At 48.4% G+C, this 26,326-nt stretch carries 25 protein-coding genes and 2 tRNA genes; 19 read left to right on the plus strand and 8 right to left on the minus strand.

What is annotated here, in order from left to right; all coding sequences use genetic code 11:
• Window positions 1-22: 22 nt before the first annotated feature.
• The gene (locus ACTHSA_RS06040) at window positions 23-250 is read right to left on the minus strand and encodes a SlyX family protein (RefSeq protein WP_049348560.1); all 228 of its coding nucleotides are present in this window, start codon (window positions 248-250) and stop codon (window positions 23-25) included.
• Between the two features lies 1 nt (window position 251).
• Window positions 252-1,625 (minus strand): Na+/H+ antiporter family protein, encoded by a 1,374-nt coding sequence (locus tag ACTHSA_RS06045; protein WP_070625086.1) that lies wholly within the window; start codon window positions 1,623-1,625, stop codon window positions 252-254.
• Window positions 1,626-1,975: 350 nt separating this feature from the next.
• Here ACTHSA_RS06045 and ACTHSA_RS06050 point away from each other — a divergent pair, with 350 nt between their 5' ends.
• From ACTHSA_RS06050 to merA, 5 genes are all read left to right on the plus strand, one after another.
• Complete coding sequence (locus ACTHSA_RS06050; protein ID WP_440367283.1) at window positions 1,976-3,295, plus strand: MFS transporter; 1,320 nt, start codon at window positions 1,976-1,978, stop codon at window positions 3,293-3,295.
• Window positions 3,296-3,612: 317 nt separating this feature from the next.
• On the plus strand, window positions 3,613-6,228 hold the full coding sequence (gene adhE / locus ACTHSA_RS06055; RefSeq protein WP_070625084.1) for a bifunctional acetaldehyde-CoA/alcohol dehydrogenase: 2,616 nt from the start codon (window positions 3,613-3,615) through the stop codon (window positions 6,226-6,228).
• 125 nt (window positions 6,229-6,353) lie between these two features.
• A complete protein-coding gene (locus ACTHSA_RS06060; protein WP_070625083.1) occupies window positions 6,354-6,635 on the plus strand; it encodes a helix-turn-helix domain-containing protein in 282 nt (93 codons plus the stop codon).
• Between the two features lie 197 nt (window positions 6,636-6,832).
• Complete coding sequence (gene merR / locus ACTHSA_RS06065) at window positions 6,833-7,225, plus strand: Hg(II)-responsive transcriptional regulator (protein WP_001863748.1); 393 nt, start codon at window positions 6,833-6,835, stop codon at window positions 7,223-7,225.
• Window positions 7,226-7,253: 28 nt separating this feature from the next.
• Window positions 7,254-8,894 (plus strand): mercury(II) reductase, encoded by a 1,641-nt coding sequence (merA, locus tag ACTHSA_RS06070; protein ID WP_001031935.1) that lies wholly within the window; start codon window positions 7,254-7,256, stop codon window positions 8,892-8,894.
• A gap of 147 nt (window positions 8,895-9,041) precedes the next feature.
• Here merA and leuS read toward each other — a convergent pair whose 3' ends face one another.
• Window positions 9,042-11,672: a leucine--tRNA ligase gene (gene leuS, locus ACTHSA_RS06075; protein ID WP_440378835.1), complete on the minus strand. Its 2,631-nt coding sequence runs from the start codon at window positions 11,670-11,672 to the stop codon at window positions 9,042-9,044.
• Between the two features lie 470 nt (window positions 11,673-12,142).
• On the opposite strand from leuS, the gene dnaJ reads away from it, so the two are divergent.
• Window positions 12,143-13,300 carry a molecular chaperone DnaJ gene (gene dnaJ / locus ACTHSA_RS06080; protein WP_070459597.1) on the plus strand — a complete coding sequence of 386 codons (1,158 nt, stop codon included), beginning with the start codon at window positions 12,143-12,145 and terminating at the stop codon, window positions 13,298-13,300.
• Window positions 13,301-13,365: 65 nt separating this feature from the next.
• Here the strand turns inward: dnaJ and ACTHSA_RS06085 are convergent, their stop codons facing one another.
• Window positions 13,366-13,809 carry a MarR family winged helix-turn-helix transcriptional regulator gene (locus ACTHSA_RS06085; protein ID WP_434061431.1) on the minus strand — a complete coding sequence of 148 codons (444 nt, stop codon included), beginning with the start codon at window positions 13,807-13,809 and terminating at the stop codon, window positions 13,366-13,368.
• A 146-nt stretch (window positions 13,810-13,955) separates the two neighbouring features.
• Between ACTHSA_RS06085 and ACTHSA_RS06090 the strand changes: the two genes are divergently transcribed.
• The 5 genes from ACTHSA_RS06090 to ACTHSA_RS06110 all read left to right on the plus strand — a co-directional run bounded on the left by ACTHSA_RS06090 (window position 13,956) and on the right by ACTHSA_RS06110 (window position 16,902).
• Complete coding sequence (locus ACTHSA_RS06090; protein ID WP_070625081.1) at window positions 13,956-14,411, plus strand: hypothetical protein; 456 nt, start codon at window positions 13,956-13,958, stop codon at window positions 14,409-14,411.
• Between the two features lie 23 nt (window positions 14,412-14,434).
• Window positions 14,435-14,872, plus strand: a complete 438-nt coding sequence (locus ACTHSA_RS06095) for a cytochrome b (protein ID WP_070625080.1) — start codon at window positions 14,435-14,437, stop codon at window positions 14,870-14,872.
• A 39-nt stretch (window positions 14,873-14,911) separates the two neighbouring features.
• Window positions 14,912-15,382 (plus strand): antibiotic biosynthesis monooxygenase family protein, encoded by a 471-nt coding sequence (locus ACTHSA_RS06100; RefSeq protein ID WP_004518910.1) that lies wholly within the window; start codon window positions 14,912-14,914, stop codon window positions 15,380-15,382.
• Window positions 15,383-15,671: 289 nt separating this feature from the next.
• Window positions 15,672-16,250, plus strand: a complete 579-nt coding sequence (locus tag ACTHSA_RS06105; protein WP_004518907.1) for a TMEM165/GDT1 family protein — start codon at window positions 15,672-15,674, stop codon at window positions 16,248-16,250.
• A gap of 1 nt (window position 16,251) precedes the next feature.
• Complete coding sequence (locus ACTHSA_RS06110; RefSeq protein ID WP_070587992.1) at window positions 16,252-16,902, plus strand: TIGR01621 family pseudouridine synthase; 651 nt, start codon at window positions 16,252-16,254, stop codon at window positions 16,900-16,902.
• Window positions 16,903-16,977: 75 nt separating this feature from the next.
• On the opposite strand, the gene ACTHSA_RS06115 is transcribed toward ACTHSA_RS06110, so the two are convergent.
• Window positions 16,978-17,904, minus strand: a complete 927-nt coding sequence (locus tag ACTHSA_RS06115) for a LysR family transcriptional regulator (RefSeq protein ID WP_003748251.1) — start codon at window positions 17,902-17,904, stop codon at window positions 16,978-16,980.
• A 175-nt stretch (window positions 17,905-18,079) separates the two neighbouring features.
• Here ACTHSA_RS06115 and ACTHSA_RS06120 point away from each other — a divergent pair, with 175 nt between their 5' ends.
• From ACTHSA_RS06120 to ACTHSA_RS06145, 6 genes are all read left to right on the plus strand, one after another.
• Window positions 18,080-18,829, plus strand: a complete 750-nt coding sequence (locus tag ACTHSA_RS06120; protein WP_070587994.1) for a Nif3-like dinuclear metal center hexameric protein — start codon at window positions 18,080-18,082, stop codon at window positions 18,827-18,829.
• A 123-nt stretch (window positions 18,830-18,952) separates the two neighbouring features.
• Window positions 18,953-19,534, plus strand: a complete 582-nt coding sequence (gene petA / locus ACTHSA_RS06125) for a ubiquinol-cytochrome c reductase iron-sulfur subunit (protein WP_049335346.1) — start codon at window positions 18,953-18,955, stop codon at window positions 19,532-19,534.
• 18 nt (window positions 19,535-19,552) lie between these two features.
• Window positions 19,553-20,902 (plus strand): cytochrome b, encoded by a 1,350-nt coding sequence (locus tag ACTHSA_RS06130; protein ID WP_003681866.1) that lies wholly within the window; start codon window positions 19,553-19,555, stop codon window positions 20,900-20,902.
• A 14-nt stretch (window positions 20,903-20,916) separates the two neighbouring features.
• Window positions 20,917-21,702 (plus strand): cytochrome c1, encoded by a 786-nt coding sequence (locus tag ACTHSA_RS06135; protein WP_199900956.1) that lies wholly within the window; start codon window positions 20,917-20,919, stop codon window positions 21,700-21,702.
• Window positions 21,703-21,916: 214 nt separating this feature from the next.
• The gene (locus ACTHSA_RS06140) at window positions 21,917-22,522 is read left to right on the plus strand and encodes a glutathione S-transferase N-terminal domain-containing protein (RefSeq protein WP_039861850.1); all 606 of its coding nucleotides are present in this window, start codon (window positions 21,917-21,919) and stop codon (window positions 22,520-22,522) included.
• Window positions 22,523-22,533: 11 nt separating this feature from the next.
• Complete coding sequence (locus ACTHSA_RS06145; protein ID WP_070587997.1) at window positions 22,534-22,938, plus strand: ClpXP protease specificity-enhancing factor; 405 nt, start codon at window positions 22,534-22,536, stop codon at window positions 22,936-22,938.
• A 140-nt stretch (window positions 22,939-23,078) separates the two neighbouring features.
• On the opposite strand, the gene ACTHSA_RS06150 is transcribed toward ACTHSA_RS06145, so the two are convergent.
• From ACTHSA_RS06150 to ACTHSA_RS06160, 3 genes are all read right to left on the minus strand, one after another.
• Window positions 23,079-23,154, minus strand: a tRNA-Ala gene (locus ACTHSA_RS06150).
• A 6-nt stretch (window positions 23,155-23,160) separates the two neighbouring features.
• Window positions 23,161-23,237, minus strand: a tRNA-Met gene (locus ACTHSA_RS06155).
• Between the two features lie 106 nt (window positions 23,238-23,343).
• Window positions 23,344-24,495, minus strand: a complete 1,152-nt coding sequence (locus tag ACTHSA_RS06160; protein WP_070625079.1) for a class I SAM-dependent methyltransferase — start codon at window positions 24,493-24,495, stop codon at window positions 23,344-23,346.
• A gap of 402 nt (window positions 24,496-24,897) precedes the next feature.
• On the opposite strand from ACTHSA_RS06160, the gene mraZ reads away from it, so the two are divergent.
• On the plus strand, window positions 24,898-25,353 hold the full coding sequence (mraZ, locus tag ACTHSA_RS06165) for a division/cell wall cluster transcriptional repressor MraZ (protein WP_039861849.1): 456 nt from the start codon (window positions 24,898-24,900) through the stop codon (window positions 25,351-25,353).
• Window positions 25,350-26,312, plus strand: coding sequence for a 16S rRNA (cytosine(1402)-N(4))-methyltransferase RsmH (gene rsmH / locus ACTHSA_RS06170; RefSeq protein WP_004518896.1), 963 nt, complete (start codon window positions 25,350-25,352; stop codon window positions 26,310-26,312). Before mraZ ends, rsmH begins: the two co-directional genes overlap by 4 nt.
• The last annotated feature ends 14 nt before the right edge of the window (window positions 26,313-26,326 follow it).

Consider the following 26,326-nt stretch of genomic DNA (forward strand, 5'->3'; position numbering starts at 1 on the left):
CAAACACGCCCTTTTCAGTTGATCAATAATGAGGCGGAATTTCATCGCGCAGGCTGTACGGTTCGCGTTCGCCGTTTGCGCCTTTGTCCTGCATCCGTTGATACAGAAGCCGCAACTGGCCTTGTTGTAAATCTAAAGCCTGTTGCATCTTGGCGATGGTGTCGTTCAGGCTGCCGATTAAATCTTCCTGCAAGGCCGTCTGAATTTCCAGCTCCGTGATGCGGTGTTCCAATTCCTGAATATCGCTCATATTACAGCACCATCGCGGCAATCCAGCCTGCAACCATCAGCGGGATATTGTAGTGGATAAAGGTCGGGATAACCGAATCGCGGATGTGGTCGTGCTGACCGTCGGCGTTCAAGCCCATGGTCGGGCCGAGTGTCGAGTCGGAAGCAGGGGAGCCTGCATCACCCAGCGCACCTGCCGTGCCGACGATGGCCACGGTAGCCATTGGGGAGAAGCCCAAGCTGATGCACAAAGGCACATAAATCGCGGTAATAATCGGCAAGGTGGAGAAAGACGAGCCGATGCCCATGGTTACCAGCAGGCCGACAAACAGCATGGTAAAGGCGGCCATGCCTTTATTGCTTCCGAACAAAGCCATGCTGCGTTCGACCAAAGGCTGAATCTCGCCGGTTGCGTTCATTACGGCGGCGAAACCTTGTGCCGCAATCATAATAAAGCCGACCATCGCCATCATTTTGATGCCTTCGCCGAACACATCGCTGGCGGCGGAGCGGTTCATCACGCCCAGCATCATAAACACGGCAAAGCCCAACATAGCGCCCAATACCAGCGAACCATCATACAAAAGCTGAATGGCAAAACACACGGCAATCGCTACGGCCGCCACCAAGCTGCGATAGGTTGAAGGCTCTTGTTGTTGCACTGCCGCACGGTTGTCTTCCGTGTCAGTGGTATTGTTTTGATAAATGCGCGGCTTGCGGTAGTGCAAAAAGGCCAGCAGTAAACCGGAAACCATGCCCAAAGCCGGAATCGCCATTGCATGCATCACATTGATGCCGCTGGTGTCCATGCCTGCCGAGCGGATATTGCCCAACATGATGTCGTTCAAGAAGATGGCGCCGAAACCGTAAGGCAGGAACATATAAGTCGTTACCAAGCCAAACGTAATCACGCAGGCCACCAAGCGGCGGTCGAGTTTCAAACGGTTGAATACCAACAGCAGCGGCGGAATAATCATCGGGATAAACGCAATATGAATCGGCACAACGTTTTGGCTCATCACGCCCATGCACAAAATAATCGCCAGCAGCAGCCATTTGACCGCGCCTTCGCCTTTTGCATTGCCTTCGCCGCCGTTGAGCTTGCGGATAATCACACCGGCGAGCTGTTGCGGCAGGCCGGAATGCGTGATGGCCATGGCAAACGCGCCGAGCATGGCATAAGACAGCGCGATTTGCGCCCCGCCTTTCAGGCCTTCGTTAAAAACGGGAATAATCCCTTGCTGCACCACATCGCCGGCCGCGTTGGTTATATTCTCCAAAGGCATACCGGCCACCAAGCCGCCGACAAACGCGCCGACAGCCAAGCTGAGCACCACATGCACGCGCGATAAAGACAGCGCCAGCATGATGATGACCGCAATTACAACCGCATTCATATCGTTCTCCGTTGTTTCAGACGGCCCGTTATGTAAAAACAGGCAATCGTCTGTTTACATATTACAAATAAACATCATAACCCAAGCAGGAAGCCTTTGCAAAAAACGGCAGGCCGTCTGAAACCAGAAGCATCGGTTTCAGACGGCCTGCCGTGAACCCTTATTCAGCGTTTTAATATGGCGTGCAGTTTTGGCGATAAAAAATAGCCAAAAAACACGCGCTTCCTATTCTTTGCATAGGGTACCAATGTTAAAATCGACACAATGTCTCGGTATTAGGTTTGTCACTGAAATTAAAGCAGTTATTGATAAAATCCAATTCAATAATACGCAAATAAAGGAAAGAAGTTATGGATATTTTGACGCGGCTGCACAATCTGCCGCCCTCCCGCTTTCATTACAAACTTTTAGTGCTGGTCGGCATAGGTTGGCTGTTTGACGCCATGGATACAGGCTTGGTGTCGTTTGTATTGCCGGCTTTGGGCAAAGATTGGGTGCTGGCTCCGGCGCAGTTGGGCTGGATTGTCAGCATTGCCTTTGTCGGCATGGCTCTGGGCGCGGTATTCAGCGGCTGGCTGGCGGACAGGTTCGGACGGAAAACCGTTTTTGCCGGTACGATGGTGGTGTACAGTATTGCCACAGGTTTGTGCGCAATTGCACCTGATTTGACGGTTTTGCTTGTGTGCCGCTTTTTTGTCGGCGTCGGCTTGGGCGGCCAGCTGCCCGTCGCCGTGTCGCTGGTCAGCGAATATGCGCCGCCGAAAGTACGCGGCCGTTTTATTGTGTTGCTGGAAAGCTTCTGGGGCTTGGGCTGGCTTTCGGCTGCGCTGGTGTCTTATTTCTTTATTCCGCAAACCGGCTGGCACAGCGCGTTTTTATTCGGTGCCTTGCCCCTGTTTTATGTGCCGTTGGTGTTGAAATTCGTTCCCGAATCCGTGCCTTACCTGCTTTCCCGCGGCAAAACCAACGAAGCGCACCGTTTGGTATCTGAGTTGGAAATTCAATCGGGCATCACGCCGCCGGCAGAAGCTGTTGCCGCACCGGCCGCCCCGCGCGAACGCATCCGCTTCATCCAACTTTGGCAACATCCGTTTGCACGGCGCACGCTGATGCTGTGGCTGGTTTGGTTCGGCATCGTGTTTTCGTATTACGGCATTTTCACTTGGTTGCCCAAACTGCTGGTCGAGCAGGGCAATACCGTGGTCAAAACTTTTGAATATGTGCTGGTGATGATTGTTGCGCAACTGCCCGGCTATATAGCCGCCGCGGCTTTGGTGGAAAGAATCGGCCGCAAAGCAACGCTGGCAGGCTTTTTGGCTGCTTGCGCCGTGTGCGCATGGTTTTTCGGGCAAAGCACAACTGCGGCCGAAGTCATGATCTGGGGCAGCCTGATGTCCTTCTTCAACTTGGGCGCATGGGGCGTTTTATACACCTACACCCCCGAACTCTACCCCTTGCGCTTCCGTGCTTTCGCATCCGGCTGGGCAGGCGCCATCGGTCGCGTCGGCGGCATACTCGCGCCCATGGTGGTGGCGGCGATGGTAGGCAACAGCGGCGGCTTCGGCAAAATCTTTATGATGTTTGCGCTGGTTATGCTGCTGATTGTGGCAGTAGTCTTGGTATTGGGTGAGGAAACCAAAGGCCGTACGCTGGAAGACATTAGCCAATAAAAGATAGACATGAAAAAGGCCGTCTGAAAAATATTTTCAGACGGCCTTTTTCATTTACGTTTGTAATTTTAATACATCGATTTTCTGTTTTTATCTTAATTATCGAGGAAAGCGACGAAGAATAACCGTCTTTGTTTTTGTGTAGATAAAAATATTATACTTCAAAGAATTAAAATGAATAAACGATAAAATGGCCGTCTGAAAAGTTCAATCATGGTTTGTGATGTAGGTCAAAGCAAAATGTAACTAAATTACCTATAGTTATCGTAGTGAAAATTTATTGACCTTATTGCCACCTTTTATTAAGGAGATACACCATGAACGCATCAGCCGACAACGTCGTCAGCCCAGCCGTAGCCGAGGTAAACAGCCTGGTTGACAAGGGTTTACGGGCATTGGACGAGTTTCTTAAGCTCGATCAGGAGCAGATTGACTTTATTGTTGCCAAAGCCTCTATCGCCGCGCTGGACAAACATGGTGTGCTCGCCATGCACGCGGTAGAAGAAACGGGACGCGGCGTGTTTGAGGATAAGGCGACGAAAAACCTGTTTGCCTGCGAAAACGTCGTGCGCCGCCTGCGCGATTTGAAAACCGTGGGCGTCATCAGCGAAAACGATGTAACCGGCATTACCGAAATCGCCGATCCGGTCGGCGTGGTTTGCGGTATCGTGCCGACGACCAATCCGACTTCCACCACCATTTTCAAATCCCTGATTGCACTGAAAACCCGCAATCCGATTATTTTCTCGTTCCACCCGTCCGCCCAGCAGTGTTCCGCCCATGCCGCGCGTATCGTGCGTGATGCGGCGATTGCGGCCGGTGCGCCGGAAAACTGTATCCAGTGGATTGAAAAGCCGTCTATGGAAGGCACTTCCGCACTAATGAAGCATCCGGGCGTGGCAACGATTTTGGCGACCGGCGGCAATGCGATGGTGGAGGCGGCGTATTCTTGCGGCAAACCTGCGCTCGGCGTCGGGGCGGGCAACGTACCTGCTTATGTTGAAAAAACGGCGGACATCAAACAGGTAGCACACGATATTGTGATGTCGAAATCTTTCGACAACGGCATGGTGTGCGCCAGCGAGCAGGCGGTGATTGCCGATAAAGAGATTTACAAAGAGTTGGCCGAAGAATTCAAATCCTACGGCGTGTACTTTGCTAACAAAAAAGAAAAAGCCATGCTCGAAGAGTTTATCTTCGGCGTGACGGCGAATTGCGCCAGCTGCGGCGGGGCGAAACTTAATTCCGCCGTTGTGGGCAAACCGGCAACATGGATTGCCGAACAGGCCGGGTTTAAAGTGCCTGAAAAAACCAACATCATCATCGCCGAATGCCGCGAAGTCGGCCCGAACGAGCCGCTGACCCGCGAAAAACTTTCGCCTGTGTTGGCCATGATTAAGGCGGATTCGACCGAACAAGGTTTGAAGTTCGCCGAAGAAATGGTTGCCTTTGACGGCTTGGGACACTCCGCCGCCATCCATACCGCTAACGAAGAATTGGTCAAAACGTTCGGCTCCCGCGTCAAAGCCCTACGCGTGATTTGGAATTCGCCTTCCACCTTCGGCGGCATCGGCGACGTGTACAACGCCTTCCTGCCTTCTCTGACCCTCGGTTGCGGCTCTTACGGTAAAAACGCCGTCGGCGGCAACGTCAGCGCAGTCAATCTGTTAAACATCAAAAAAGTAGGCCGTCGGAGAAACAACATGCAATGGTTCAAAGTGCCCGCCAAAATCTATTTTGAACGCGATTCCATCCAATATCTGCAAGACATGAAAGACTGCGAAAAAGTCATGATTGTGACTGACCGTTCGATGGTTGACCTGGGCTTTGTCGATAAAATCACCCATCAACTGCATCAACGCAAAAACAAAGTGACCATCCAGCTGTTTACCGATGTCGAAGCCGATCCGAGCGTCCAAACCGTCTATAAAGGCACGGATTTGATGCGCAGCTTCCAGCCCGACACCATCATCGCGCTGGGCGGCGGTTCGCCAATGGACGCGGCAAAAGCCATGTGGCTCTTCTACGAGCAGCCGCAAGTCGATTTTGAAGACTTGGTACAAAAATTCATGGACATCCGCAAACGCGCCTTCCGCTTCCCTGAATTGGGCCGCAAAGCCAAATTTATCGGCATCCCTACCACATCAGGCACAGGCTCCGAAGTAACACCGTTTACCGTCATCAGCGACGGCGACAAAAAATATCCGATTGCCGACTACTCGCTGACACCGACCATTTCGATTGTCGATCCTGCGTTTACCATGACCGTTCCGGCAGGTGTAACCGCCGATACCGGTTTGGACGTACTGACCCACGCCGTAGAAGCGTACGTTTCCGTACTGGCGAACGACTTTACAGACGGCCTTGCCCTGCAAGCCATCAAGCTCGTGTTCCAATACCTCGAACGCTCCTACAAGCACGGTGCGGCCGATCCTGAAGCGCGCGAGCATATGCACAACGCCTCCACCATCGCAGGCATGGCGTTTGCCAATGCGTTCTTGGGCATCAACCACTCGATGGCACACAAAATCGGCGGCAAATATCACGTTCCGCACGGCCGCGCCAACGCCATCCTGCTGCCGCACGTCATCCGCTACAACGGCACGCGTCCGCAGAAAACCGCCACTTGGCCGAAGTACAACTACTACAAAGCCGACCTGAAATATCAGGAAATCGCCCGTACCTTAGGCCTGCCATGCAGCACACCGGCAGAAGGTGTCGAATCCTTCGCCTGCGCCTGCCATGAGCTGGCAGTCAACGTCGGCATCAAAATGTCGTTGAAAGAGCAGGGCATCGATGAGAAGACCTTCCTCGACGGCAGAAAAGAGCTGGCCATGATGTCTTTTGAAGACCAATGTACCCCGGCCAACCCACGCCTCGCGATGGTGGCCGATATGGAAGAAATCCTGACCAAAGCCTACTACGGCGAATAAAATCGGGCAGTTAAAAAGGCCGTCTGAAAACTGAATATAGGGTTTCGGATGGCCTTTCGTATTAGAACTAAAGTTGATACTTATTGTATGTGGAATTTAATTTGCAAACATTAAGAATAGTCATCATGAAATCAGAAATTTTAAAACAATTTGGCAAACATGTTCGTCATTTAAGACAACTCCAGGATTTAAGTCAGGAAGCATTGGCTGAAAAAGCGAATATGCACCGGACTTATATCGGAATGATAGAACGTGGAGAGCGTAACCCCGCCCTATTAAATCTTATTCGTTTGGCTAGCGCATTAGATATTTCTTTGCCTGAACTTTTAAGGGCTATGTTAATGACGGGAACTGTGATAATGAATCTAACTGATTCGTATGGTTTTTTGGGTCTTCGGAATATATAGTGGAATTACTTTCTTAATAGTTTAAAAACAACTGGTGTTTAAATCGGATTTTCTGGTGGGATGTTAGGATAATCAATAGTATTATATAAAAGTATCAATCACATACGAGTGATACTTTGGGAAAAAAATAAAATAGTCCAATTTACTTGACCGTGTACTATGGTACATGGTTTATAATATTCAGGGGGTGAAATAAGATGATTTATCGCATTAGTGAGTTTGCAGATAAATGTGGAGTTAATAAAGAAACGATCAGATATTACGAGCGAAAAAATTTATTACAAGAACCTCACCGAACGGAAGCTGGTTATCGGATATATTCATATGATGACGTTAAGCGTGTTGGGTTTATTAAACGAATACAGGAACTTGGTTTCTCTTTAAGCGAGATTTATAAATTACTTGGTGTTGTAGATAAAGATGAAGTTCGTTGTCAAGATATGTTCGAATTTGTTTCTAAAAAACAAAAGGAAGTGCAAAAACAAATAGAGGATTTAAAACGAATTGAAACTATGTTAGACGACTTAAAACAACGATGTCCAGATGAAAAGCAATTACATTCGTGTCCAATAATAGAAACATTAACATGAGAGATTAATTAACGAAAGGAGCTTTTTTATGAATAAATTTAAGGTAAACATTTCAGGAATGACATGTACGGGTTGTGAAAAACACGTAGAATCAGCACTTGAAAAGATAGGTGCTAAAAATATTGAGTCTAGTTATCGTCGTGGTGAAGCAGTATTTGAACTGCCCGATGATATTGAGGTTGAAAGTGCAATAAAGGCGATTGATGAAGCAAATTACCAAGCCGGAGAAATTGAAGAAGTATCATCACTAGAAAACGTGGCGTTAATTAATGAAGACAATTATGACCTTCTTATTATTGGTTCTGGTGCTGCTGCCTTTTCTTCGGCAATTAAAGCTATAGAATACGGTGCAAAAGTTGGAATGATTGAGCGTGGAACGGTTGGGGGAACCTGTGTGAATATTGGCTGTGTTCCGTCAAAAACTCTTCTTAGGGCAGGGGAAATCAATCATTTATCAAAAGACAATCCGTTTATAGGTTTACAAACATCCGCTGGAGAAGTGGATTTAGCTAGTTTAATCACGCAAAAGGATAAATTGGTGAGCGAACTTCGGAATCAAAAATATATGGATTTAATTGATGAATATAATTTTGATTTAATTAAAGGTGAAGCAAAATTCGTTGATGCTAGTACGGTTGAGGTCAATGGGGCAAAGTTATCTGCAAAACGCTTTTTAATTGCAACAGGTGCATCGCCTTCGTTGCCCCAAATTTCAGGACTTGAAAAAATGGACTATTTAACTAGTACAACACTTCTTGAGTTAAAGAAAATACCAAAACGATTAACTGTAATTGGTTCAGGATACATTGGAATGGAGCTTGGACAACTATTTCATCATTTAGGTTCAGAAATAACGCTTATGCAAAGAAGTGAGCGACTTTTAAAGGAGTATGATCCTGAGATTTCAGAGTCAGTTGAAAAAGCGTTAATTGAACAGGGTATAAACCTTGTCAAAGGGGCAACTTTTGAGCGTGTTGAACAAAGTGGAGAGATAAAAAGGGTTTACGTAACAGTAAATGGCAGTAGAGAAGTCATTGAATCAGATCAGTTACTTGTTGCCACTGGAAGAAAACCAAATACGGATTCTTTAAATTTAAGTGCAGCAGGTGTTGAAACTGGAAAAAATAATGAAATCCTGATCAATGATTTTGGTCAAACAAGTAATGAAAAGATTTATGCAGCAGGAGATGTGACTTTAGGACCACAATTTGTATATGTAGCAGCCTATGAAGGTGGAATTATTACTGATAATGCTATTGGTGGATTAAACAAAAAAATAGATTTATCGGTAGTTCCTGCTGTTACGTTTACGAATCCGACGGTTGCAACGGTTGGTTTAACAGAAGAACAAGCAAAAGAGAAAGGGTATGATGTGAAGACATCTGTATTACCTTTAGATGCTGTTCCAAGAGCAATTGTAAACCGTGAAACAACCGGTGTATTTAAACTAGTAGCAGATGCAGAAACACTAAAAGTATTAGGGGTTCATATTGTATCTGAAAATGCAGGAGATGTCATCTATGCAGCATCATTAGCTGTTAAATTTGGCTTAACGATAGAAGATTTAACAGAAACCCTAGCACCATATTTAACAATGGCTGAAGGGCTAAAATTAGTTGCACTTACGTTCGATAAAGATATTTCGAAATTATCTTGTTGTGCAGGCTAAGGGAACTTTTTTAGGATTTTGAGATTTAAGTTATTTGAGGTCTGTAATGTAGACAACTCTATCTACCTTAAAAAAGTCGTCTGAAAACCCTGTTCCCAAGTTTTCAGACGACCTTTCTTATTACAGCAATCAATGCCGAATCAGACTTTACACCACGATGTTCACCAGTCTGCCCGGTACGACGATGATTTTCTTCGCAGGCTTGCCTTCCATGAATTTCACCGCGCCTTCGGTGGCGAGTGCGGCGGCTTCGAGGTCGGCTTTGGATGCGTCGGCGGCAACGGTAATTTTGCCGCGCAGTTTGCCGTTGACTTGAACCATGACTTCGATTTCGGATTTGACCAAGGCGGCTTCGTCGACTGTCGGCCAGCCTGCTTCCCACAGTTTCGCGCCGTTCAATTCGCTCCACAGGGTTTCGCAGATGTGCGGCACGATGGGCCACAACAGGCGTACGGCGGTTTCCAATACTTCTTGGGCGACGGCGCGGCCTTGTTCGCCGTCGGTGTCGGTTTTGTCGTATTGGTTGAGCAGTTCCATCACGGCGGCGATGGCGGTGTTGAACTGCTGGCGGCGTCCGTAGTCGTCGCTGACTTTGGCGATGGTGGAATGCAGTTTGTGGCGCAGATCTTTGAGTTCTTTAGACAAACCGTCTTGGCTGCCTGCAAACGCTTTGACCGCGCCGCCTTGTTTCAGGTATTCGTAAACGGTACGCCACAGACGACGCAGGAAGCGGTGTGCGCCTTCGACGCCGCTGTCGCTCCATTCGAGGGACTGTTCGGGCGGTGCGGCGAACATCATGAACAAACGGGCGGTGTCCGCGCCGTAGGCGTTAATCAGTTCTTGCGGATCGACGCCGTTGTTTTTGGATTTGGACATTTTTTCCGTGCCGCTGATGACGACGGGCAGGCCGTCGGCTTTGAGGACGGCGGACACGGGGCGGCCTTTGTCGTCGAAAGTCAGCTCGACATCGGCGGGGTTGATCCAGTCTTTGCTACCGTTGGCATTTTCGCGGTAGTAGGTTTCACAGACGACCATGCCTTGTGTGAGCAGGCGTTCAAACGGTTCGTCCACGCTGACCAAGCCTTCGTCGCGCATCAGTTTGGTGAAGAAGCGCGCGTACAAGAGGTGCAGAATGGCGTGTTCGATACCGCCAATGTATTGGTCGACCGCGCCCCAGTATTTCGCGGCTTCTGCCGATACCATGCCTTCTGCGAACTTGGGCGACATGTAGCGGAAGAAATACCAGCTCGATTCCATGAAGGTGTCCATGGTGTCGGTTTCGCGTTTCGCCGCGCCGCCGCAGCATGGGCAGGTGGTTTCGTAAAACTCGGGCATTTTTGCCAGCGGCGAACCCATGCCGTCGGGTACGACGTTTTCGGGCAGGACGACGGGCAGTTGGTCGGCGGGGACGGGGACGTCGCCGCATTTTTCGCAATGGACGATGGGAATCGGGCAGCCCCAGTAGCGTTGGCGCGAAATACCCCAGTCGCGCAGGCGGTATTGGGTTTTCGGTTCGCCCGCGTCTTGGCTTTGCAGCTTGTCGGCGATGGCGTCGAAGGCCGTCTGAAAATTCATGCCGTCCAGGTCGCCGCTGTTGACCAATACGCCGTTTTCTTTGTCGCCGTACCATTCTTGCCATCGGTTTGCGTCAAATGCGTTGTCACTAACGGCAATGACTTGTTTTTTAGGCAGATTGTATTTGGTGGCGAACTCGAAATCGCGTTCGTCGTGCGCCGGAACCGCCATGACCGCGCCGTCGCCGTAGCCCCACAATACATAGTTGGCAATCCACACTTCCAGCTTGTCGCCGTTGAGCGGGTTGACGACGTAGCGGCCGGTCGGTACGCCTTTTTTCTCCATCGTCGCCATATCGGCTTCGGCAACCGAGCCGGCTTTGCATTCGGCGATAAATGCCTGCAATTCAGGTTTGTCGGCTGCGGCTGCGGTTGCCAGCGGATGCTCGGCAGCAACGGCAACATAAGTCGCGCCCATCAGCGTGTCGGGACGGGTGGTATAAACTTGCAGGAATTTCGCGTAATCGCCTTCCAAGCCTTGTTTGCTGTCGTCTGAAACGGCGAAGCGCACGGTCATACCGCGAGATTTGCCGATCCAGTTGCGCTGCATGGTTTTGACTTGTTCAGGCCAGTGTTCCAGCTTGTCCAAATCATTGAGCAGCTCTTCGGCGTAATCCGTGATTTTGAAGTAATACATCGGGATTTCGCGTTTTTCGATCAATGCGCCCGAACGCCAGCCGCGCCCGTCGATGACTTGCTCGTTGGCAAGGACGGTTTGGTCGACCGGGTCCCAGTTTACCGTGCCGTTTTTGCGATAGACGATGCCTTTTTCAAACAGCTTGGTAAACAGCCATTGTTCCCAGCGGTAGTATTCGGGTTTGCAGGTAGCGACTTCGCGCTCCCAGTCAATCGCAAAACCCAGGCTTTTGAGCTGGGTTTTCATGTATTCGATGTTGTCGTACGTCCAAGCGGCGGGGGCGACGTTGTTTTTCATCGCCGCGTTTTCCGCCGGCATGCCGAACGCGTCCCAACCCATAGGCTGCATGACGTTGAAGCCGTTTAAGAGTTTGAAGCGGCTCAATACGTCGCCGATGGTGTAGTTACGCACATGCCCCATGTGCAGCTTGCCGCTGGGATAGGGGAACATGGAAAGGCAGTAGTATTTGGGTTTGGAAGCGTCTTCGGAGACGTTGAAAATACGGGCGTCATCCCATTTTTTCTGCGCCGCAGGCTCGATGGCGGCGGGTTGATATTGTTCTTGCATGATGTTTTGCTTTATACAAAAGGCGTTGGAAAATAAAATCAAACGCAGATTATAGCGGATTCAGAAGCGGATTGCTTGTGTCGTAACATCATGTCAAACCGCTTTGGCATTGTTGTTTCCCGTTTGTTTTGACGTGGAAGAACGCAAACAATCAAAAGGCCGTCTGAAAACAGGGTTTCAGACGGCCTGAGTATGAAACGGTTAACGGTAAGTCTGGCAGCGGTCATCATCAGCATCAGGCATAAAAAGGAAGCAATTTTTTGTATCATGGAAGAAAACCTTTCTAATACAAAACAGCGATATAGAGTCAAATCTTCTTTCACTTTAAGGCCATCATCATGCTTTGACAAAGCGAGGAAGGCCGTCTGAAACAAAATTTTCAGACGGCCTTAAAAATATCGACTTGAGTTTTTTACCTTCCGCCCACATATCCGACCCAGTTCAAACTTATTCAAAACACTATCAAAATTATGAGTACCCAAGATTATTACGAAACCCTTGGTGTTGCCCGCAGCGCTAGCGACGATGAAATCAAAAAAGCCTACCGCAAGCTGGCAATGAAATACCATCCCGACCGCAATCCTGACAACAAAGAAGCGGAAGAAAAATTTAAAGAAGTCCAAAAAGCGTACGACACCTTGTCTGACAAGGAAAAACGTACCATGTACGACCAATACGGCCATGCCGCGTTTGAACAGGGCGCAGGTGCGGGCGGATTCGGTGGCTTTGGCGGTTTCGGCGGCCAAGGCGGATTTGGTGGTGCGCAAGGCTTCGATTTTTCCGATATTTTCAGCCAAATGTTCGGCGGTGGCGGCAGCGCAGGCGGCCGTCAGCCGGATTACAGCGGCGCGGACTTGCAGGTCGGCATAGAGATTTCGCTTGAAGAAGCCGCCAAAGGCGTGAAAAAACGCATCAACATTCCGACTTACGAAGAATGTGATGTCTGCCACGGTTCAGGTGCCAAACCGGGCACATCCGCATCGACTTGTTCGACCTGTCACGGCTCAGGTACGGTACACGTCCGCCAAGCCATTTTCCAAATGCAGCAGACTTGTCCGACTTGTCACGGTACAGGCAAAGAAATCAAAGACCCTTGCGTCAAATGCCGTGGCGAAGGCCGCACCAAAACCAGTAAAACAGTTGAAGTCAACATTCCGGCAGGTATCGACGACGGTCAACGCATCCGCTTGAGCGGCGAGGGCGAGCCGGGTCAACACGGCGCACCGGCAGGCGATTTGTACGTCAATGTCCGCGTAAGACAGCACAAAATCTTCGAGCGCAACGGCTTGGACCTGCATTGCGAACTGCCGATCAGCTTTGCCATTGCCGCATTGGGTGGCGAAGTCGAAGTGCCGACTCTGGACGGCAAAGTCAAACTGCACATTCCGAAAGAAACGCAAACCGGCCGCCGCATGCGCGTGAAAGGCAAAGGCATCAAGTCTCTGCGTTCCGGCTCGACCGGCGATTTGTACTGCCACATTTTGGTTGAAACACCGGTCAACCTGACCGACCGTCAGAAAGAGTTGCTGGAAGAATTTGAAAAAATCTCCTCCGGCCTCGACCTCAGCCAAACCCCGCGCAAAAAATCGTTTTGGGAAAAGGTAGGCGATTTGTTCTCCGATAATTAATCGTTGTGAAAAAGGCCGTCTGAAACCTGTTTACATTGAGTTTCAGACGGCCTTTTTTATATTTTTCAGACTTTTATCATCTTTTGTTGTTTCAATATAATTTTCTGTGCCATTTCCAAAAACAGTTTCTGCTCGTCTGCAGACAGAACCGCCAAGGCTTCTTGGTTGATGGCTTTGGCAATTTCGGTGGAGCTTGATTGTAAAGCACGCGCGTGTTCTGTCAGCTTAATCAAACGGCTGCGTGCATCTTCAGGATTAGGCTCCCGTGTAATCAATCCGTCTCGCTCCATCCGTGCCAGAGTGTTGGCAATCGTTGCCTGCTTCAAATCGGCACGCTCAACTAATTCCTGTTGGCTCAAGCCGTCTTTATTCCATAGCTCGATCAAAATTGGAAATTGTGCAGGCGCAATCCCCAGTGGTTTTAAGCCTTCGCTCAATAAAATGGCAAATTGGCGGGCAATATGGTTCATCAAATAGCCTGCCGATTCAGTTTTGAAAACTTCGTTCACTTTGTTTCCTTTAAAATCAGGTTGTTGCGGATTATATCACAAATATAGCTTGCTATGTTAATTAATAGCAAGCTATGCTTATTTTAATTTAATAGCTTGCTATATAAATTTCAGACGGCCTATCTCAAACATTCAAAGGAAATATTATGAACCGCGATACTTTACGCAAAATCCATGCTGCGGCAGGAGCAGGTACATGTTTATTCATCGCCTCATTTTGGATCAGTACCGTATTAAGCGAACTCTTCAGCTCGCATGAAACCATCGTTGTCGTAAAACAAACCATTGTTTATGCGCTATTCGGGTTGATGGCTTGTATGGCAGTTGCAGGTGCAACAGGCATGAAAATGGGTGGGAAAAGCAAACATACTGCGATTGCCGCGAAACGCCGACGCATGCCGTTTATCGCTGCCAACGGAATGCTGATTTTGCTGCCTTGTGCGTTTTTCTTAAACAGCCGCGCCGCCGCAGGACAGTTTGACAGCGTGTTTTATATCGTTCAAATCGTAGAACTGATTGCCGGTATGGCTAATCTGACGCTGTTGGGACTGAGCATGAAAGACGGATTTTCTATCCGTAAACCCAAATTGAAATCCATTTAATTGTTAATTTAAGAGAAAACATCATGAAACCTGATACTCCGCAACGTTACGGCATTACAACCCGCTTTCTGCATTGGACTATGGCGGCCTGCTATCTGTTTATGTTTGCAACCGCCATTGCTTGGAATATGGATGAAAGTCTGAAGTTTTTGACTAATCCTCATAAAGCGGTTGGCTTTCTTCTGCTGATATTGTCTGCTTGGCGTGTGATGTGGGCAATCCGCCAGTCCAGAAATCGACCGGTTGGCAGTATGGCTGCCAAATTTGGACATTGGGCAATGTATCTCCTGATGCTTGCCGTTCCAGTCACAGGTGTTATGAGACAAATTACTCAGGAAGGACAGATTCACGGAGCACTGGCATTTTCGTTGCTGTTCTTGTCTCTGGGACATATCGGCATGGTCGTTTACCACTACATCAAAGGCGAATCCGTAATGCCCCGAATGTTCGGAAGAGCTTAAATATCTCACATCAATTCAAACCTATAAGGAACTATCCATATGAATATCCGTAAAAAAACAGCTCTGATTGCCGCTGCCGCCACTGCCTTTGTCGCTGTCGGTTGTACTGCAAATGCCAAACAGTGGCAGGAAAAATGTGAAGCCTTTCAAAACAGTGTTGTCCTCATTAATACTTTTGAAGTGCCGCAGGGTAAAGAAGCCGAAGCTTTGGCTTCTTGGCAAAAAGCGCGTGATTTTTTGAAAACCCAGCCAGGCTATATAGCTACGCGCCTGCACCAAAATATAGATCCAAACGGTAAATATCATTTGGTCAACGTAGCCCGTTGGCGCAATATGGAAGATTTTAAAGCCGCTACTGCCAAGATGCGTCAGGCCCTGCCGGATAATATGCCTGAAGGGGTTGCAGCCAGCCCGGGTTTGTTTAAAGTGATTGAAAACGATATGCCGCATGGTTTTGGCAGATACAATGGCAAAGGATTCGGCCGTAAATTTGAAGTATGCGGCAAGTAATCGCAGGCCGTCTGAAACCTACTTGAATCAGGTTTCAGGCGGACTTTTGTTTTTCTTTCTGTTGCTTCAAGCCATGGTTTGCCTTACAATTCGCGCTTCACTCTTACGGGAGTAGCCATTCGGCGCAATGCCGAAACCGTTGTCAACATAATCGGCTTGTGCGGCCGTGGCAGCGGTATCTTCTCTGCTTTATCGGAAGACAGGCAAGACGTAAGCGTTGTCCATACCCTTGCGGGCGGTATGCACAGCGCTTTTTGTTTGCCCGCTTTTCGGTTGAGTATCTTAAATCATGGAAGCTTTTTTCTCCTCGACGCTGGGCGTTGCCATTGCCGAAATCGGCGATAAGACGCAATTGCTCGCACTCTTTTTGGCTGCACGTTTTGCCCACAAAAACGCGATTGTTGCCGGTATTTTTATTGCAACCCTGTTGAACCATCTTGTTTCAGCCGCACTCGGTGTCTGGCTGGCATCCGCTATTTCGCCCGAAGTCATGAAATGGGTGGTTGGCGGCAGTTTTATTGCGGTTGGATTGTGGCTGCTATTGCCGGACAAAGACGAAGATCCTGACGGTAAGTGGCTGAAATACGGCGCATTTACGGCGACGGTTGTCCTGTTTTTCTTGGCTGAAATCGGCGATAAAACGCAGATTGCAACAGTTCTTTTGGCAGCAAAATACCAATCTATCCTGCTGGTCGTGGTCGGCAGTATTGCCGGTTTGATGATTGCTTCTGTGCCTGCCGTGTATTTGGGCGAAATGCTGATGCGCAAGATTCCGGCCAAAGCAGTGCGCATTGCCGCATGTATCTTGTTCTGCCTGCTGGGTATTTTGACCCTGCTTGGCGACGGTATCGTGTTGAAGGCCGTCTGAAATGTGGGACATTGTTTTTGAACACAAAGATTTTGTGGTCATTAATAAGCCTTGCGGCGTATCGGTGCACAGCGAATCGGAAGGAGATGTTTGCCTGACCGCTTCGCTGGCGCAGCAGCTCGGCGTTGAACGCGTGTGGCTGGTTCACCGTTTGGACAAAGCCACCAGCGGCCTGTTGCTGCTTGCGCTCAACCGAGACAGCGCGGCCGCTTTGTCGGCGCAGTTTGCCGAAAAAACCATGCGTAAAACTTATTTGGCACTCGGTACGCACAAGCCGGCGAAAAAGCAGGGCTGGGTGAAAGGCGGTATGGTGCGTTCGCGCCGCGGTACATGGAAGCTGACGCGAGACGAGGATAATTTTGCCGTTACCCGTTTCAGCAGCCAAAGCCTGAAGCCCGGTTTGCGCCTGTTTGTGTTGCAACCGTTTACAGGCAAAACCCATCAGCTGCGCGTGGCCATGAAAAGCATAGGCAGTCCGATTTTGGGCGATACGCTGTATGGCGGCGATGAGGCGGGATATCTGTTTTTGCACGCTTGGCGTTTGGTTTTCGACTATCGCGGCGAGCATTTCGATATTCGGGTTGCGCCTGATAAAACATGGCCGTCTGAAATCGATTTGTCGGCGTGTTTGGGTTCGGATGAATCCGAATAGAAGCAGTGAGATTTTTGTGTATATTAAAAAAGGCCGTCTGAAAATTGTTCAGACGGCCTTTTGATTGTTTCAAGTTTACATTTCCAATTCGCTCAAGCCCGGCAAGTCGGCAAAACAGCGGTCATGCGTGATTTGGCAGAAGTTGTCCAGATAGCCTTTGTTGGCATCTTCCGTACGAATGGCTGCATAAAGTTTGCTCTGCAGGCCGTCTGAAGTGATTTTGCGGTGGACGACGTAGCCTTTTTCCAAATACGGCATGACCGTCCAATAGGGCAGGGCGGCGATGCCGCGTTTGCTGGCAACCAATTGAATGATGGCAATGGTCAGCTCGCTGTGGCGGCGCGGCGGATTAATGCCTTTGGGCAGCAGCACTTTTTTGGGCAAATCCAGCATTTCGTCGGGGACGGGATAAGTAATCAGGGTTTCGTCGATAAAGTCTTCCGCTTCCCAAACGTCTTTGTCGGCAAGCGGGTGGTCTTCTGCGCAGATGCCGACCATTTCATAGGCAAATAGGGGGCGGTAGCTGATGCCGTTGAGCGGCTCGGCTTCGGAAACGATGGCAAGGTCGGCGCGGTGTTGCAGCAGCAGCCCGACCGGATCAGCTTGGAAACCGGAAACGATGTCCAATTCAACTTGCGGCCATAAGGGGCGGAATTCGCCCATGGCAGGCATCAGCCAGTCAAAGCAGGTGTGGCATTCGACGGCAAGCCTGAGTTCGCCCGCTTCGCCTTCGATAATCCGCACCAAATCACGTTCGGCGGCGGCAACCTGCGGCAACAGCTCACGCGCCAGTTGCAATAGGCGCATACCGGCAGGCGTGAAGCGCAAAGGTGTTGATTTACGTTCAAACAACGGCGTTTCGTAATAATTTTCCAAGGCGCGGATTTGGTGCGACAGGGCGGATTGGGTCAGGAAAACCCGTTTGGCGGCAAGGGAAACGCTGCCGGTTTCTTCTAAAGCCAGCAAGGTTTTGAGATGACGCAATTCGATAATAGAGTCCATGTGTTTTCAGACGGCCTGTGGGTAAGGTGGTGTATATTAAAATAATTCATGATGATGTGCAAATGATTAATGTTGGGAATGATTGCTGAAATCGGAATGTAAGAATTTGAGGCATAAACAGATTTTGCGGTTAGAATGCGAAGCTGTTTTTGAAGATAGATATAAGGAGCGGAATATGGCTTTACGCCGTGAAATTCTGGCTTGGTGCGATGAGACATTGCAGGTCGGGCTGTTTAAGGACTATGCACCCAACGGTTTGCAGGTCGAAGGCAAAGGAGAAATTGCCAAAATCGCCACTTCGGTTACCGCCAGCAAAGCTGCAATCGATTTTGCCGTAGAGCAGGGGGCGGATCTGCTTTTGGTTCACCACGGTATGTTTTGGAAAAGCGAGCCTGTCACGATTACCGGTTGGAAAAAAGCACGCATTGAAACCTTGCTGCAACACCAAATCAATATGGCAGGCTACCACCTGCCGCTGGATGCGCACCCGCAATTAGGCAATAACGCACAGTTGGCCGAGAAACTCGATTGGGTGCTCGAAAAACAATTCGGCGAGCAAAACCTGTTGAATACAGGCCGTCTGAAAACTACGCAAACATTGGCGCAGTTGTCTGAACGCATCGAGGCGGTATTCGGCCGCAAGCCGACCGTTATCGGCGATCTTGAACGCGAAATCAAACGCATTGCCTGGTGTAGCGGCGGTGCGCAGGGATTTTTTCAGACAGCCGTAGACGAAGGTGTCGATGCGTATCTGACCGGTGAGATTTCGGAAGCGCAATATCATCTTGCCAATGAAACGAGTGTGGCATTTATCAGCGCAGGCCACCACGCGACAGAACGTTACGGCGTCCGCGCCTTAGGCGATGCTGTGGCAGAAAAATTCGGTATTGAAGTGGTTCACTTTGATGAAAACAACCCTGCCTGAGTATTGAGCAATATCATAAAAACTTTACCTTATTTTAAATAATGCTTTGAGTATTACAACAAACTAGGTAGAATTACGCTGTTTAATGGCTCGGTATTCCCAAAATTTTAGGACGACTGAATAATGGATAATCAAGAAATCAACAACGGTCGCCGCCGTTTTCTGACACTGGCTACTTGCGGTGCAGGCGGTGTGGCGGCTCTAGGCGTAGCTACGCCTTTCGTGGCAAGCTTCTTCCCATCGGAGAAAGCTAAGGCTGCCGGTGCTGCTGTCGAAGTGGATGTCAGCAAAATCGAAGCAGGCCAAATGCTGACTGCCGAATGGCAGGGTAAACCGATTTGGCTGGTCAACCGCACAGATCAACAGCTCAAAGACTTGAAAAGTTTGGATGGTGCAGTTACAGACCCTAATTCCGAAGTGGATCAGCAACCGGAATACGCTAAAAACGAGCACCGTTCGATCAAGCCGAACCTCCTCGTCGCTATCGGTATCTGTACCCACCTGGGTTGCTCTCCGACTTACCGTCCCGACGTTGCCCCTGCGGATTTGGGTGCAGACTGGAAAGGCGGTTTCTTCTGCCCTTGCCACGGTTCGAAATTCGACATGGCAGGCCGCGTATACAAAGGTGTTCCTGCACCGACCAATTTGGTTGTACCGCCTTACAAATATCTGAGCGATACGACTGTTTTGGTGGGCGAAGACTAAAAATAAGGAACGATAATTATGGCAAACCAAACCAATAGCAAAGCAAAAGCATTGTTAGGCTGGATGGACGCTCGCTTCCCTCTGTCTAAAATGTGGAATGAGCATTTGGCTCAATACTATGCGCCGAAGAACTTCAACTTCTGGTATTACTTCGGCTCTTTGGCCCTGCTTGTCCTTGTAATTCAAATCGTCAGCGGTATTTTTCTGACCATGAACTACAAACCGGACGGCAACCTTAACGCCTACCATCTACCTGCTGCCTTTACCGCAGTAGAGTACATCATGCGCGACGTGTCCGGCGGCTGGATTATCCGCTACATGCACTCCACCGGCGCATCTTTCTTCTTCATCGTCGTTTATCTGCACATGTTCCGTGGTCTGATTTACGGATCGTACAAAAAACCTCGTGAATTGGTGTGGATTTTCGGTTCCCTGATTTTCTTGGCATTGATGGCAGAAGCCTTTATGGGTTACCTGTTGCCTTGGGGTCAAATGTCCTTCTGGGGTGCGCAGGTAATTATTAACCTGTTCTCCGCCATCCCTGTTATCGGTCCTGATTTGTCCACTTGGATCCGCGGTGACTTCAACGTTTCCGACGTTACTCTGAACCGCTTCTTCGCCCTGCACGTTATCGCAGTACCTCTAGTATTGCTCGGCTTGGTTGTGGCTCACATCATCGCCCTGCACGAAGTGGGTTCTAACAACCCTGATGGCGTTGAAATCAAGAAAAACAAAGACGAAAACGGTATTCCACGCGATGGTATTCCATTCCATCCTTACTACACCGTTAAAGACATCTTGGGTGTTGTTGTATTCCTGATTGTCTTCTGTTCTGTGTTGTTCTTTGCACCTGAAGGCGGCGGCTACTTCTTGGAAGCACCAAACTTCGATGCAGCAAATGCGCTGAAAACACCTCCTCACATTGCGCCGGTATGGTACTTCACTCCGTTCTACGCAATTTTGCGTGCGATTCCTTCCTTTGCCGGTACTCAGGTATGGGGTGTAATCGGTATGGGTGCAGCAGTTGTCCTGATCGCCTTGTTGCCTTGGTTGGATAAAGGCGAGGTTAAATCTGTCCGCTATCGCGGCCCAATCTTCAAAACTGCGTTGGTTCTGTTCATCATTGCCTTCATCGGTTTGGGTATTTTGGGTGCAATGGTAGCAACTGATACTCGTACTTTGGTTGCACGTATCCTGTCTTTCGTCTACTTTGCATTCTTCTTGGGTATGCCGTTCTATACCAAACTGGATACCAACAAACCAGTTCCTGAACGCGTAACCATGAGCACTACTAAACAAAAAATTATGTTCTTTGTTTACGTCGGTATTACCGTTGTTGGTGCTTACTTGTTTGCAACCAATATCTGATGAGGGCAGCGAAAATGAAACAAACTCTGAAAAACTGGTTTGCTGCCTTATTGCTGGCAGTGCCTATGAGTGCAGCCGTCGCTAGCGGCGGCGGACACTACGAAAAAGTCGATATCGACCTGCGTGACCAAGTTAGTCTGCAGCACGGTGCGCAAATCTTTACAAACTACTGTTTGTCTTGCCACTCTGCAAGCGGTATGCGCTTCAACCGTCTGAAAGATATTGGTTTGACTGAAGATGAAATCAAGAAAAACCTGATGTTCACAACAGACAACGTTGGTGACGTAATGGTAGCGGCAATGGATCCGAAAGATGCCTCCAAATGGTTGGGTGCGCCTCCGCCGGATTTGACCCTGATTGCTCGTTCTAAAGGTGCAGACTACCTGTACGCTTATATGCGCGGTTTCTATAAAGACCCAACTCGTCCGAACGGTTGGAACAATACAGTTTTGGCCGGCGCAAGTATGCCTCACCCATTGTGGGAGCAACAAGGTGTTCAAGCCGTTGAGTTGGATGCCAAAGGTCAGCCCGTTATGATTAAAGACGAGCATGGCAACCTGACTCCTAAACTGTATTGGGAATCTACCGGTCTGCACAGCCGTCGTCTGCCTAACGGTAAAGTAATCCAAAAAGAGTACGATGCTTATGTGCGCGATTTGGTAAACTACCTGGTATACATGGGTGAGCCTGCTCAATTGCAACGCCACCGTATCGGTTACATGGTTTTGACATTCCTGTTCGCCGTAATGTTGCCATTGGCGTACTTCCTGAAAAAAGAATTCTGGAAAGACGTTCATTAATTCTTTTGAATCAAAAAGGCAAACCTGTTTCAGGTTTGCCTTTTTTGTTTGTGAAATTGGTTTATGCGGAAATAATGTAAATTTTAAAATTACTTAATATAAACAATGTGATATATGAAATTTCTGGATTAAGTGTTTGAAATTATATATAATTCTGTCTGAATTTTTATAAGGCTTAAGGCCGTCTGAAAAGATTGATCAGGAGTAGAAGATTATGATGACTTTGTATTCGGGTATTACTTGTCCATTCAGCCAACGTTGCCGTTTTGTGTTGTATGAAAAAGGTATGGATTTTGAAATCAAAGATGTGGACGTGTTCAATAAACCTGAAGACTTGGCTTTGATGAATCCGTATAACCAAGTACCGGTCTTGGTTGAGCGTGATCTGATTTTGCACGAATCAAACATTATCAACGAATACATTGACGAGCGTTTCCCTCATCCTCAATTGATGCCGGGTGATCCTGTTATGCGCGGTCGCGGCCGTTTGGTGCTGTACCGTATGGAAAAAGAATTGTTCAGCTTGGTGCAAGTGTTGGAAAACCCTGAATCTACCAATAAAGAACAAGCTAAAGCGCGTGAAGCCATTGGCAATGGTTTGACACTGTTGGCACCGTCTTTTACTAAAAACAAATACATCTTGGGCGACGACTTCTCTATGATTGATGTTGCCTTGTCTCCATTGTTATGGCGTTTGGACTATTACGATATCAAACTGGGTAAATCTGCTGCGCCTTTGCTGAAGTACGCCGAGCGTATTTTCCAACGCGAAGCCTTTATTGAAGCATTAACGCCGGCTGAAAAAGCCATGCGTCGTTAAAGGACGGATCTATGGCAACTTCAACCAAACCGTATTTATTGCGTGCTTTGTATGAATGGTGTTTGGATAATAACCAAACACCGCACATTGTGGCTTGGGTAAATGAACATACCCGTGTGCCGATGCAGTATGTACGCGACAATGAGATTGTTTTAAATATTGGCCCTACTGCCAGCCATAACTTGAATATCGACAACGAGTGGGTCAATTTTTCTGCACGCTTTTCCGGCGTAGCGCACGAGATTTGGATTCCGGTCGGTCATATTGTCAGTATATTTGGCCGCGAAAGTGGAGAGGGTATGGGGTTTGAAGTAGAACCATATCAGCCTGCTTCTATCGAAGCTGCAGTGGCCGAAGATAAAAAAGCTGAATCTACGGAAGAAAAACCGAAAAAAGTATTGAAGCTTGTGAAGTAATTAAAAGATAAAAGGCCGTCTGAAATGTTTCAGACGGCCTTTATTGATTGGGTATTGAAATGGCAAAATTAATGAGCAATCAGTTATTAATTAAGCCAAACAAAAAAGCTCTTGCGTTTAACAAGAGCTTTTTTGTTTAGTGGTGGAGGTAAGCGGGATCGAACCGCTGACCTCTTGCATGCCATGCAAGCGCTCTACCAACTGAGCTATACCCCCGAAATTTGGTGGCGAATCAGGGATTCGAACCCCGGACACAAGGATTATGATTCCTCTGCTCTAACCGACTGAGCTAATTCGCCGTTTCGTGAAGTCGCTATTATAGTTTTTTTTGAATATTTGGCAAGCGCTAATTTTGGTTTTTTTTATTTCTTATTGTTTTTAAAAAATAAAAAGTAGGTTGTCAGACTATAGTTTATGGCAAATATCGCCGTGGCCGAAGCCTACCCAGTCGATATCGATGTTTTTGCCAAAAGCGATCACTTTAAAAAGTTCGCCCATTTCGTGCTGATGTATCAGTTTCTGTACTGCGGCGGCTGCTTGGATGTATTCAACTGAATCTGGGCTGCCGATTTGTGCCAGCAAATCGGTGATGCCGAGATTGAGCAGGAAATAGGATTGGGGCAGGTAGCCGATTAAGTCCAAACCTGCTTCCGTGCCAGCGCGTGCAATATCGGTGAAATTGACGTGTGCAGTCAAATCGGTCAGGCCGATATTGAAAAATGGGTCGTGGATAGTGTGATGGCGATAGTGGCCGATAAATGTGCCTTCTTTACGTTGCGGGTGGTAATACTGAGCGGCATCGAAGCCGTAATCGATAAATATCATGCCGCCGCGCTGCAATTTGGCGGCCAGGGTTTGGATAAAGGCATATTGTGTCGGATGCAGCTCGCTTGTGTATGAAGGGAGGGGAGGGAAGTACAAGGAGGCTGTTTGTATCAGTTCGGCTTGGGCCAATGGTCTGATGGCTTCGATTAGCTCGTCATTCTCTAAACTGACGCCAATTTGTTGAAACCCTGCATCTTGATAAATTAAGCGTTCAACCGGCATGGCATCCAATACTTCGTTGCCGATGATAATGCCATCAAAGTGTTCAGGTAATGCGGTAAGGTGGATGACTTTGGCGGCTGCTTCAGGGGAAGTATGTTCAAGAATATATTGGCGTTGTCTCTCTGCAAGCTCTGCCGATAGCTCGATAATATAGTAATGATTCAGGCCGTCTGAAAAGTTTTGCAAGAGTGTGGTAGCGAGATGACCTGTACCTGCACCAAATTCATAGATATTGCCTGCTGTTTGCGGCAGTAATTCGTCAAGTTGTTTGGCAAGGGTTTGTCCGAATAAGGGAGAAAGGGTAGGGGCAGTGATGAAGTCGCCATCCGTACCGATTTTATGGCTGCCTCCGCTGTAATAACCGTATTGAGGTGTGTAAAGGGTAAGCTCCATAAAACGGGAGAAGGGTATCCAGTTTTGATATTGTTCAATTTCGTTTTTTATGAGCTTCGTCAGGTGTGCTGAAGAGGCTTGTGCATCAGTGGAAGGAAGGGGGAGTTGTGGCTTCATGACTGTTAGATAATGTAAAAAATTTGAATTTGTTTGTATATTATAGCCCCTTGTGAGAGGGGTGGTAATCTGGTGTAAAAATACTATATGTAGTATTTTAAAAACATAAACAATACTAGATATGGTGTTTTATGCCATATAAAATGGCTAGCATATTAATTTGTCATGCATTTTTGTATATATAAGCTATTGAATTTTAAGTGTTTAGTGTTTCATTTCAGATAAAGGGTTGATTTGACCTGATTGCCAAAATTTCTTATAGTGTCGGTTGGTGGGGCATAGTGGGTGAAAGTGGTTACTTTTTCCTAAAAAGTGTTCCGTAGAAGTGAAGACGAAATATTTTAGGAAGGTGGGATTTTTAATCCCACTCTAGTTTTATTTTAATCGAATTTGGGGTGTAATGTGTTTGGCGGTGCTCATGAATTGAGTATGGACAGTAAAGGGCGGTTGGCTATTCCTGCCAAATTCCGCGATATTTTGCTGCGCCGTTATACGCCTGCAATTGTGGTCACACTGGATTCCCGAAAAAAATTATTGATGTACCCCGAGCCCGTTTGGGAAGAAAAAGCCGAGCAGATTTTGAAGTTGAAAGTGGCCGGCAATGAAGCTTTGCAACGGTATCAGAATTTGCTGCTGCACAATGCGGAGATTTTGGAGTGGGATAGCGCCGGACGCGTTTTGATTCCGGCCAATCTGCGCAAACGCGTAGATTTTGAAAAAGAAGTTACTTTGGTTGGCCGTGCAAACCGTATGGAGTTGTGGGGCCGCGAACATTGGGAAGAGGAAATGAATCAGGCTTTGGATATCGATCCTGATGAATTGGCTTTCCAATTGAGTCAAACGGATTTGCAATTGTGAGTAAAGTTGAAAATTATCAGCATGTTACTGTCTTGTTGCATGAGGCGGTGGATGCGTTGGCAATCCGTGAAGATGGGATTTATGTGGACGGTACGTTCGGCAGGGGAGGGCATTCCCGGCTGATTTTGTCGCGTTTGGGCAAGCAGGGTCGTTTGGTTGTTTTTGACAAAGACCCTGAGGCGATTGCGGTAGCCAATGAGCTGGCGGTGCAAGATAAACGTGTCAGTGTCGTACACAATGGTTTTGAAACATTTCAGACGGCCTTGGATGAATTGGGCATCGATAAGATTGACGGTGCGCTTTTTGATTTGGGGATTTCGTCGCCGCAAATTGACGATGGCAGCCGCGGATTCAGTTTCCGCTTTGATGCGCCGTTGGATATGCGGATGGATCCGACTCGCGGGATGTCTGCGGCAGAATGGATTGCAACCGCATCCGAACAGGATTTACACGAGGTAATTAAGAATTATGGTGAAGAGCGGTTTAGTCGCCAGATTGCGCGCGCCATTGTTGCGCAACGCGAGGAGAGTCCCATCGATACAACCCGCAAGCTGGCGCAGCTTGTGGCGCAAAACGTCCGTACTCGTGAGCGCGGACAAGACCCTGCTACGCGCACCTTCCAAGCAGTTCGCATCTTTATTAACCGCGAGCTCGAAGAGGTAGAGGCAGTTTTGCCGCAGGTTGCAGGCCGTCTGAAAGAGGGTGGACGCTTGGCCGTCATTGCGTTCCATTCGCTGGAAGACAGAATTGTGAAGCAGTTTATTAAAAAATATTCGCAACATGCGCCTTTGCCCCGTTGGGCGGTGGTCAAGGAAGCGGATTTGCCTCAACCGCCTTTGAAGGCTGTGGGCAAAGCAATCAAACCGGGTTCGACAGAGACTGAAACCAATCCGCGTGCGCGCAGTGCAGTTTTGCGTGTGGCGGAGCGCAGCAGCGGCGAATTTTCGGTTGTTGACTAGGGAAAGCGTTTCGG

Source organism: Neisseria sp. P0008.S002, from assembly GCF_051962805.1.
GTDB lineage: Bacteria > Pseudomonadota > Gammaproteobacteria > Burkholderiales > Neisseriaceae > Neisseria > Neisseria perflava.

Bases quoted from the DNA above. Each gene is read 5' to 3' on its own strand.
- leuS (WP_440378835.1), bottom strand. From the start codon at position 11,672: ATGCAAGAACAATATCAACCCGCCGCCATCGAGCCTGCGGCGCAGAAA.
- ACTHSA_RS06090 (WP_070625081.1), top strand. From the start codon at position 13,956: ATGAACCGCGATACTTTACGCAAAATCCATGCTGCGGCAGGAGCAGGT.
- ACTHSA_RS06160 (WP_070625079.1), bottom strand. From the start codon at position 24,495: ATGAAGCCACAACTCCCCCTTCCTTCCACTGATGCACAAGCCTCTTCA.
- ACTHSA_RS06105 (WP_004518907.1), top strand. From the start codon at position 15,672: ATGGAAGCTTTTTTCTCCTCGACGCTGGGCGTTGCCATTGCCGAAATC.
- ACTHSA_RS06100 (WP_004518910.1), top strand. From the start codon at position 14,912: ATGAATATCCGTAAAAAAACAGCTCTGATTGCCGCTGCCGCCACTGCC.
- ACTHSA_RS06060 (WP_070625083.1), top strand. From the start codon at position 6,354: ATGAAATCAGAAATTTTAAAACAATTTGGCAAACATGTTCGTCATTTA.
- ACTHSA_RS06040 (WP_049348560.1), bottom strand. From the start codon at position 250: ATGAGCGATATTCAGGAATTGGAACACCGCATCACGGAGCTGGAAATT.
- ACTHSA_RS06095 (WP_070625080.1), top strand. From the start codon at position 14,435: ATGAAACCTGATACTCCGCAACGTTACGGCATTACAACCCGCTTTCTG.
- ACTHSA_RS06135 (WP_199900956.1), top strand. From the start codon at position 20,917: ATGAAACAAACTCTGAAAAACTGGTTTGCTGCCTTATTGCTGGCAGTG.
- dnaJ (WP_070459597.1), top strand. From the start codon at position 12,143: ATGAGTACCCAAGATTATTACGAAACCCTTGGTGTTGCCCGCAGCGCT.
- ACTHSA_RS06115 (WP_003748251.1), bottom strand. From the start codon at position 17,904: ATGGACTCTATTATCGAATTGCGTCATCTCAAAACCTTGCTGGCTTTA.
- ACTHSA_RS06130 (WP_003681866.1), top strand. From the start codon at position 19,553: ATGGCAAACCAAACCAATAGCAAAGCAAAAGCATTGTTAGGCTGGATG.
- petA (WP_049335346.1), top strand. From the start codon at position 18,953: ATGGATAATCAAGAAATCAACAACGGTCGCCGCCGTTTTCTGACACTG.
- ACTHSA_RS06145 (WP_070587997.1), top strand. From the start codon at position 22,534: ATGGCAACTTCAACCAAACCGTATTTATTGCGTGCTTTGTATGAATGG.
- merR (WP_001863748.1), top strand. From the start codon at position 6,833: ATGATTTATCGCATTAGTGAGTTTGCAGATAAATGTGGAGTTAATAAA.
- ACTHSA_RS06120 (WP_070587994.1), top strand. From the start codon at position 18,080: ATGGCTTTACGCCGTGAAATTCTGGCTTGGTGCGATGAGACATTGCAG.
- adhE (WP_070625084.1), top strand. From the start codon at position 3,613: ATGAACGCATCAGCCGACAACGTCGTCAGCCCAGCCGTAGCCGAGGTA.
- ACTHSA_RS06050 (WP_440367283.1), top strand. From the start codon at position 1,976: ATGGATATTTTGACGCGGCTGCACAATCTGCCGCCCTCCCGCTTTCAT.
- ACTHSA_RS06110 (WP_070587992.1), top strand. From the start codon at position 16,252: ATGTGGGACATTGTTTTTGAACACAAAGATTTTGTGGTCATTAATAAG.
- ACTHSA_RS06140 (WP_039861850.1), top strand. From the start codon at position 21,917: ATGATGACTTTGTATTCGGGTATTACTTGTCCATTCAGCCAACGTTGC.
- ACTHSA_RS06045 (WP_070625086.1), bottom strand. From the start codon at position 1,625: ATGAATGCGGTTGTAATTGCGGTCATCATCATGCTGGCGCTGTCTTTA.
- merA (WP_001031935.1), top strand. From the start codon at position 7,254: ATGAATAAATTTAAGGTAAACATTTCAGGAATGACATGTACGGGTTGT.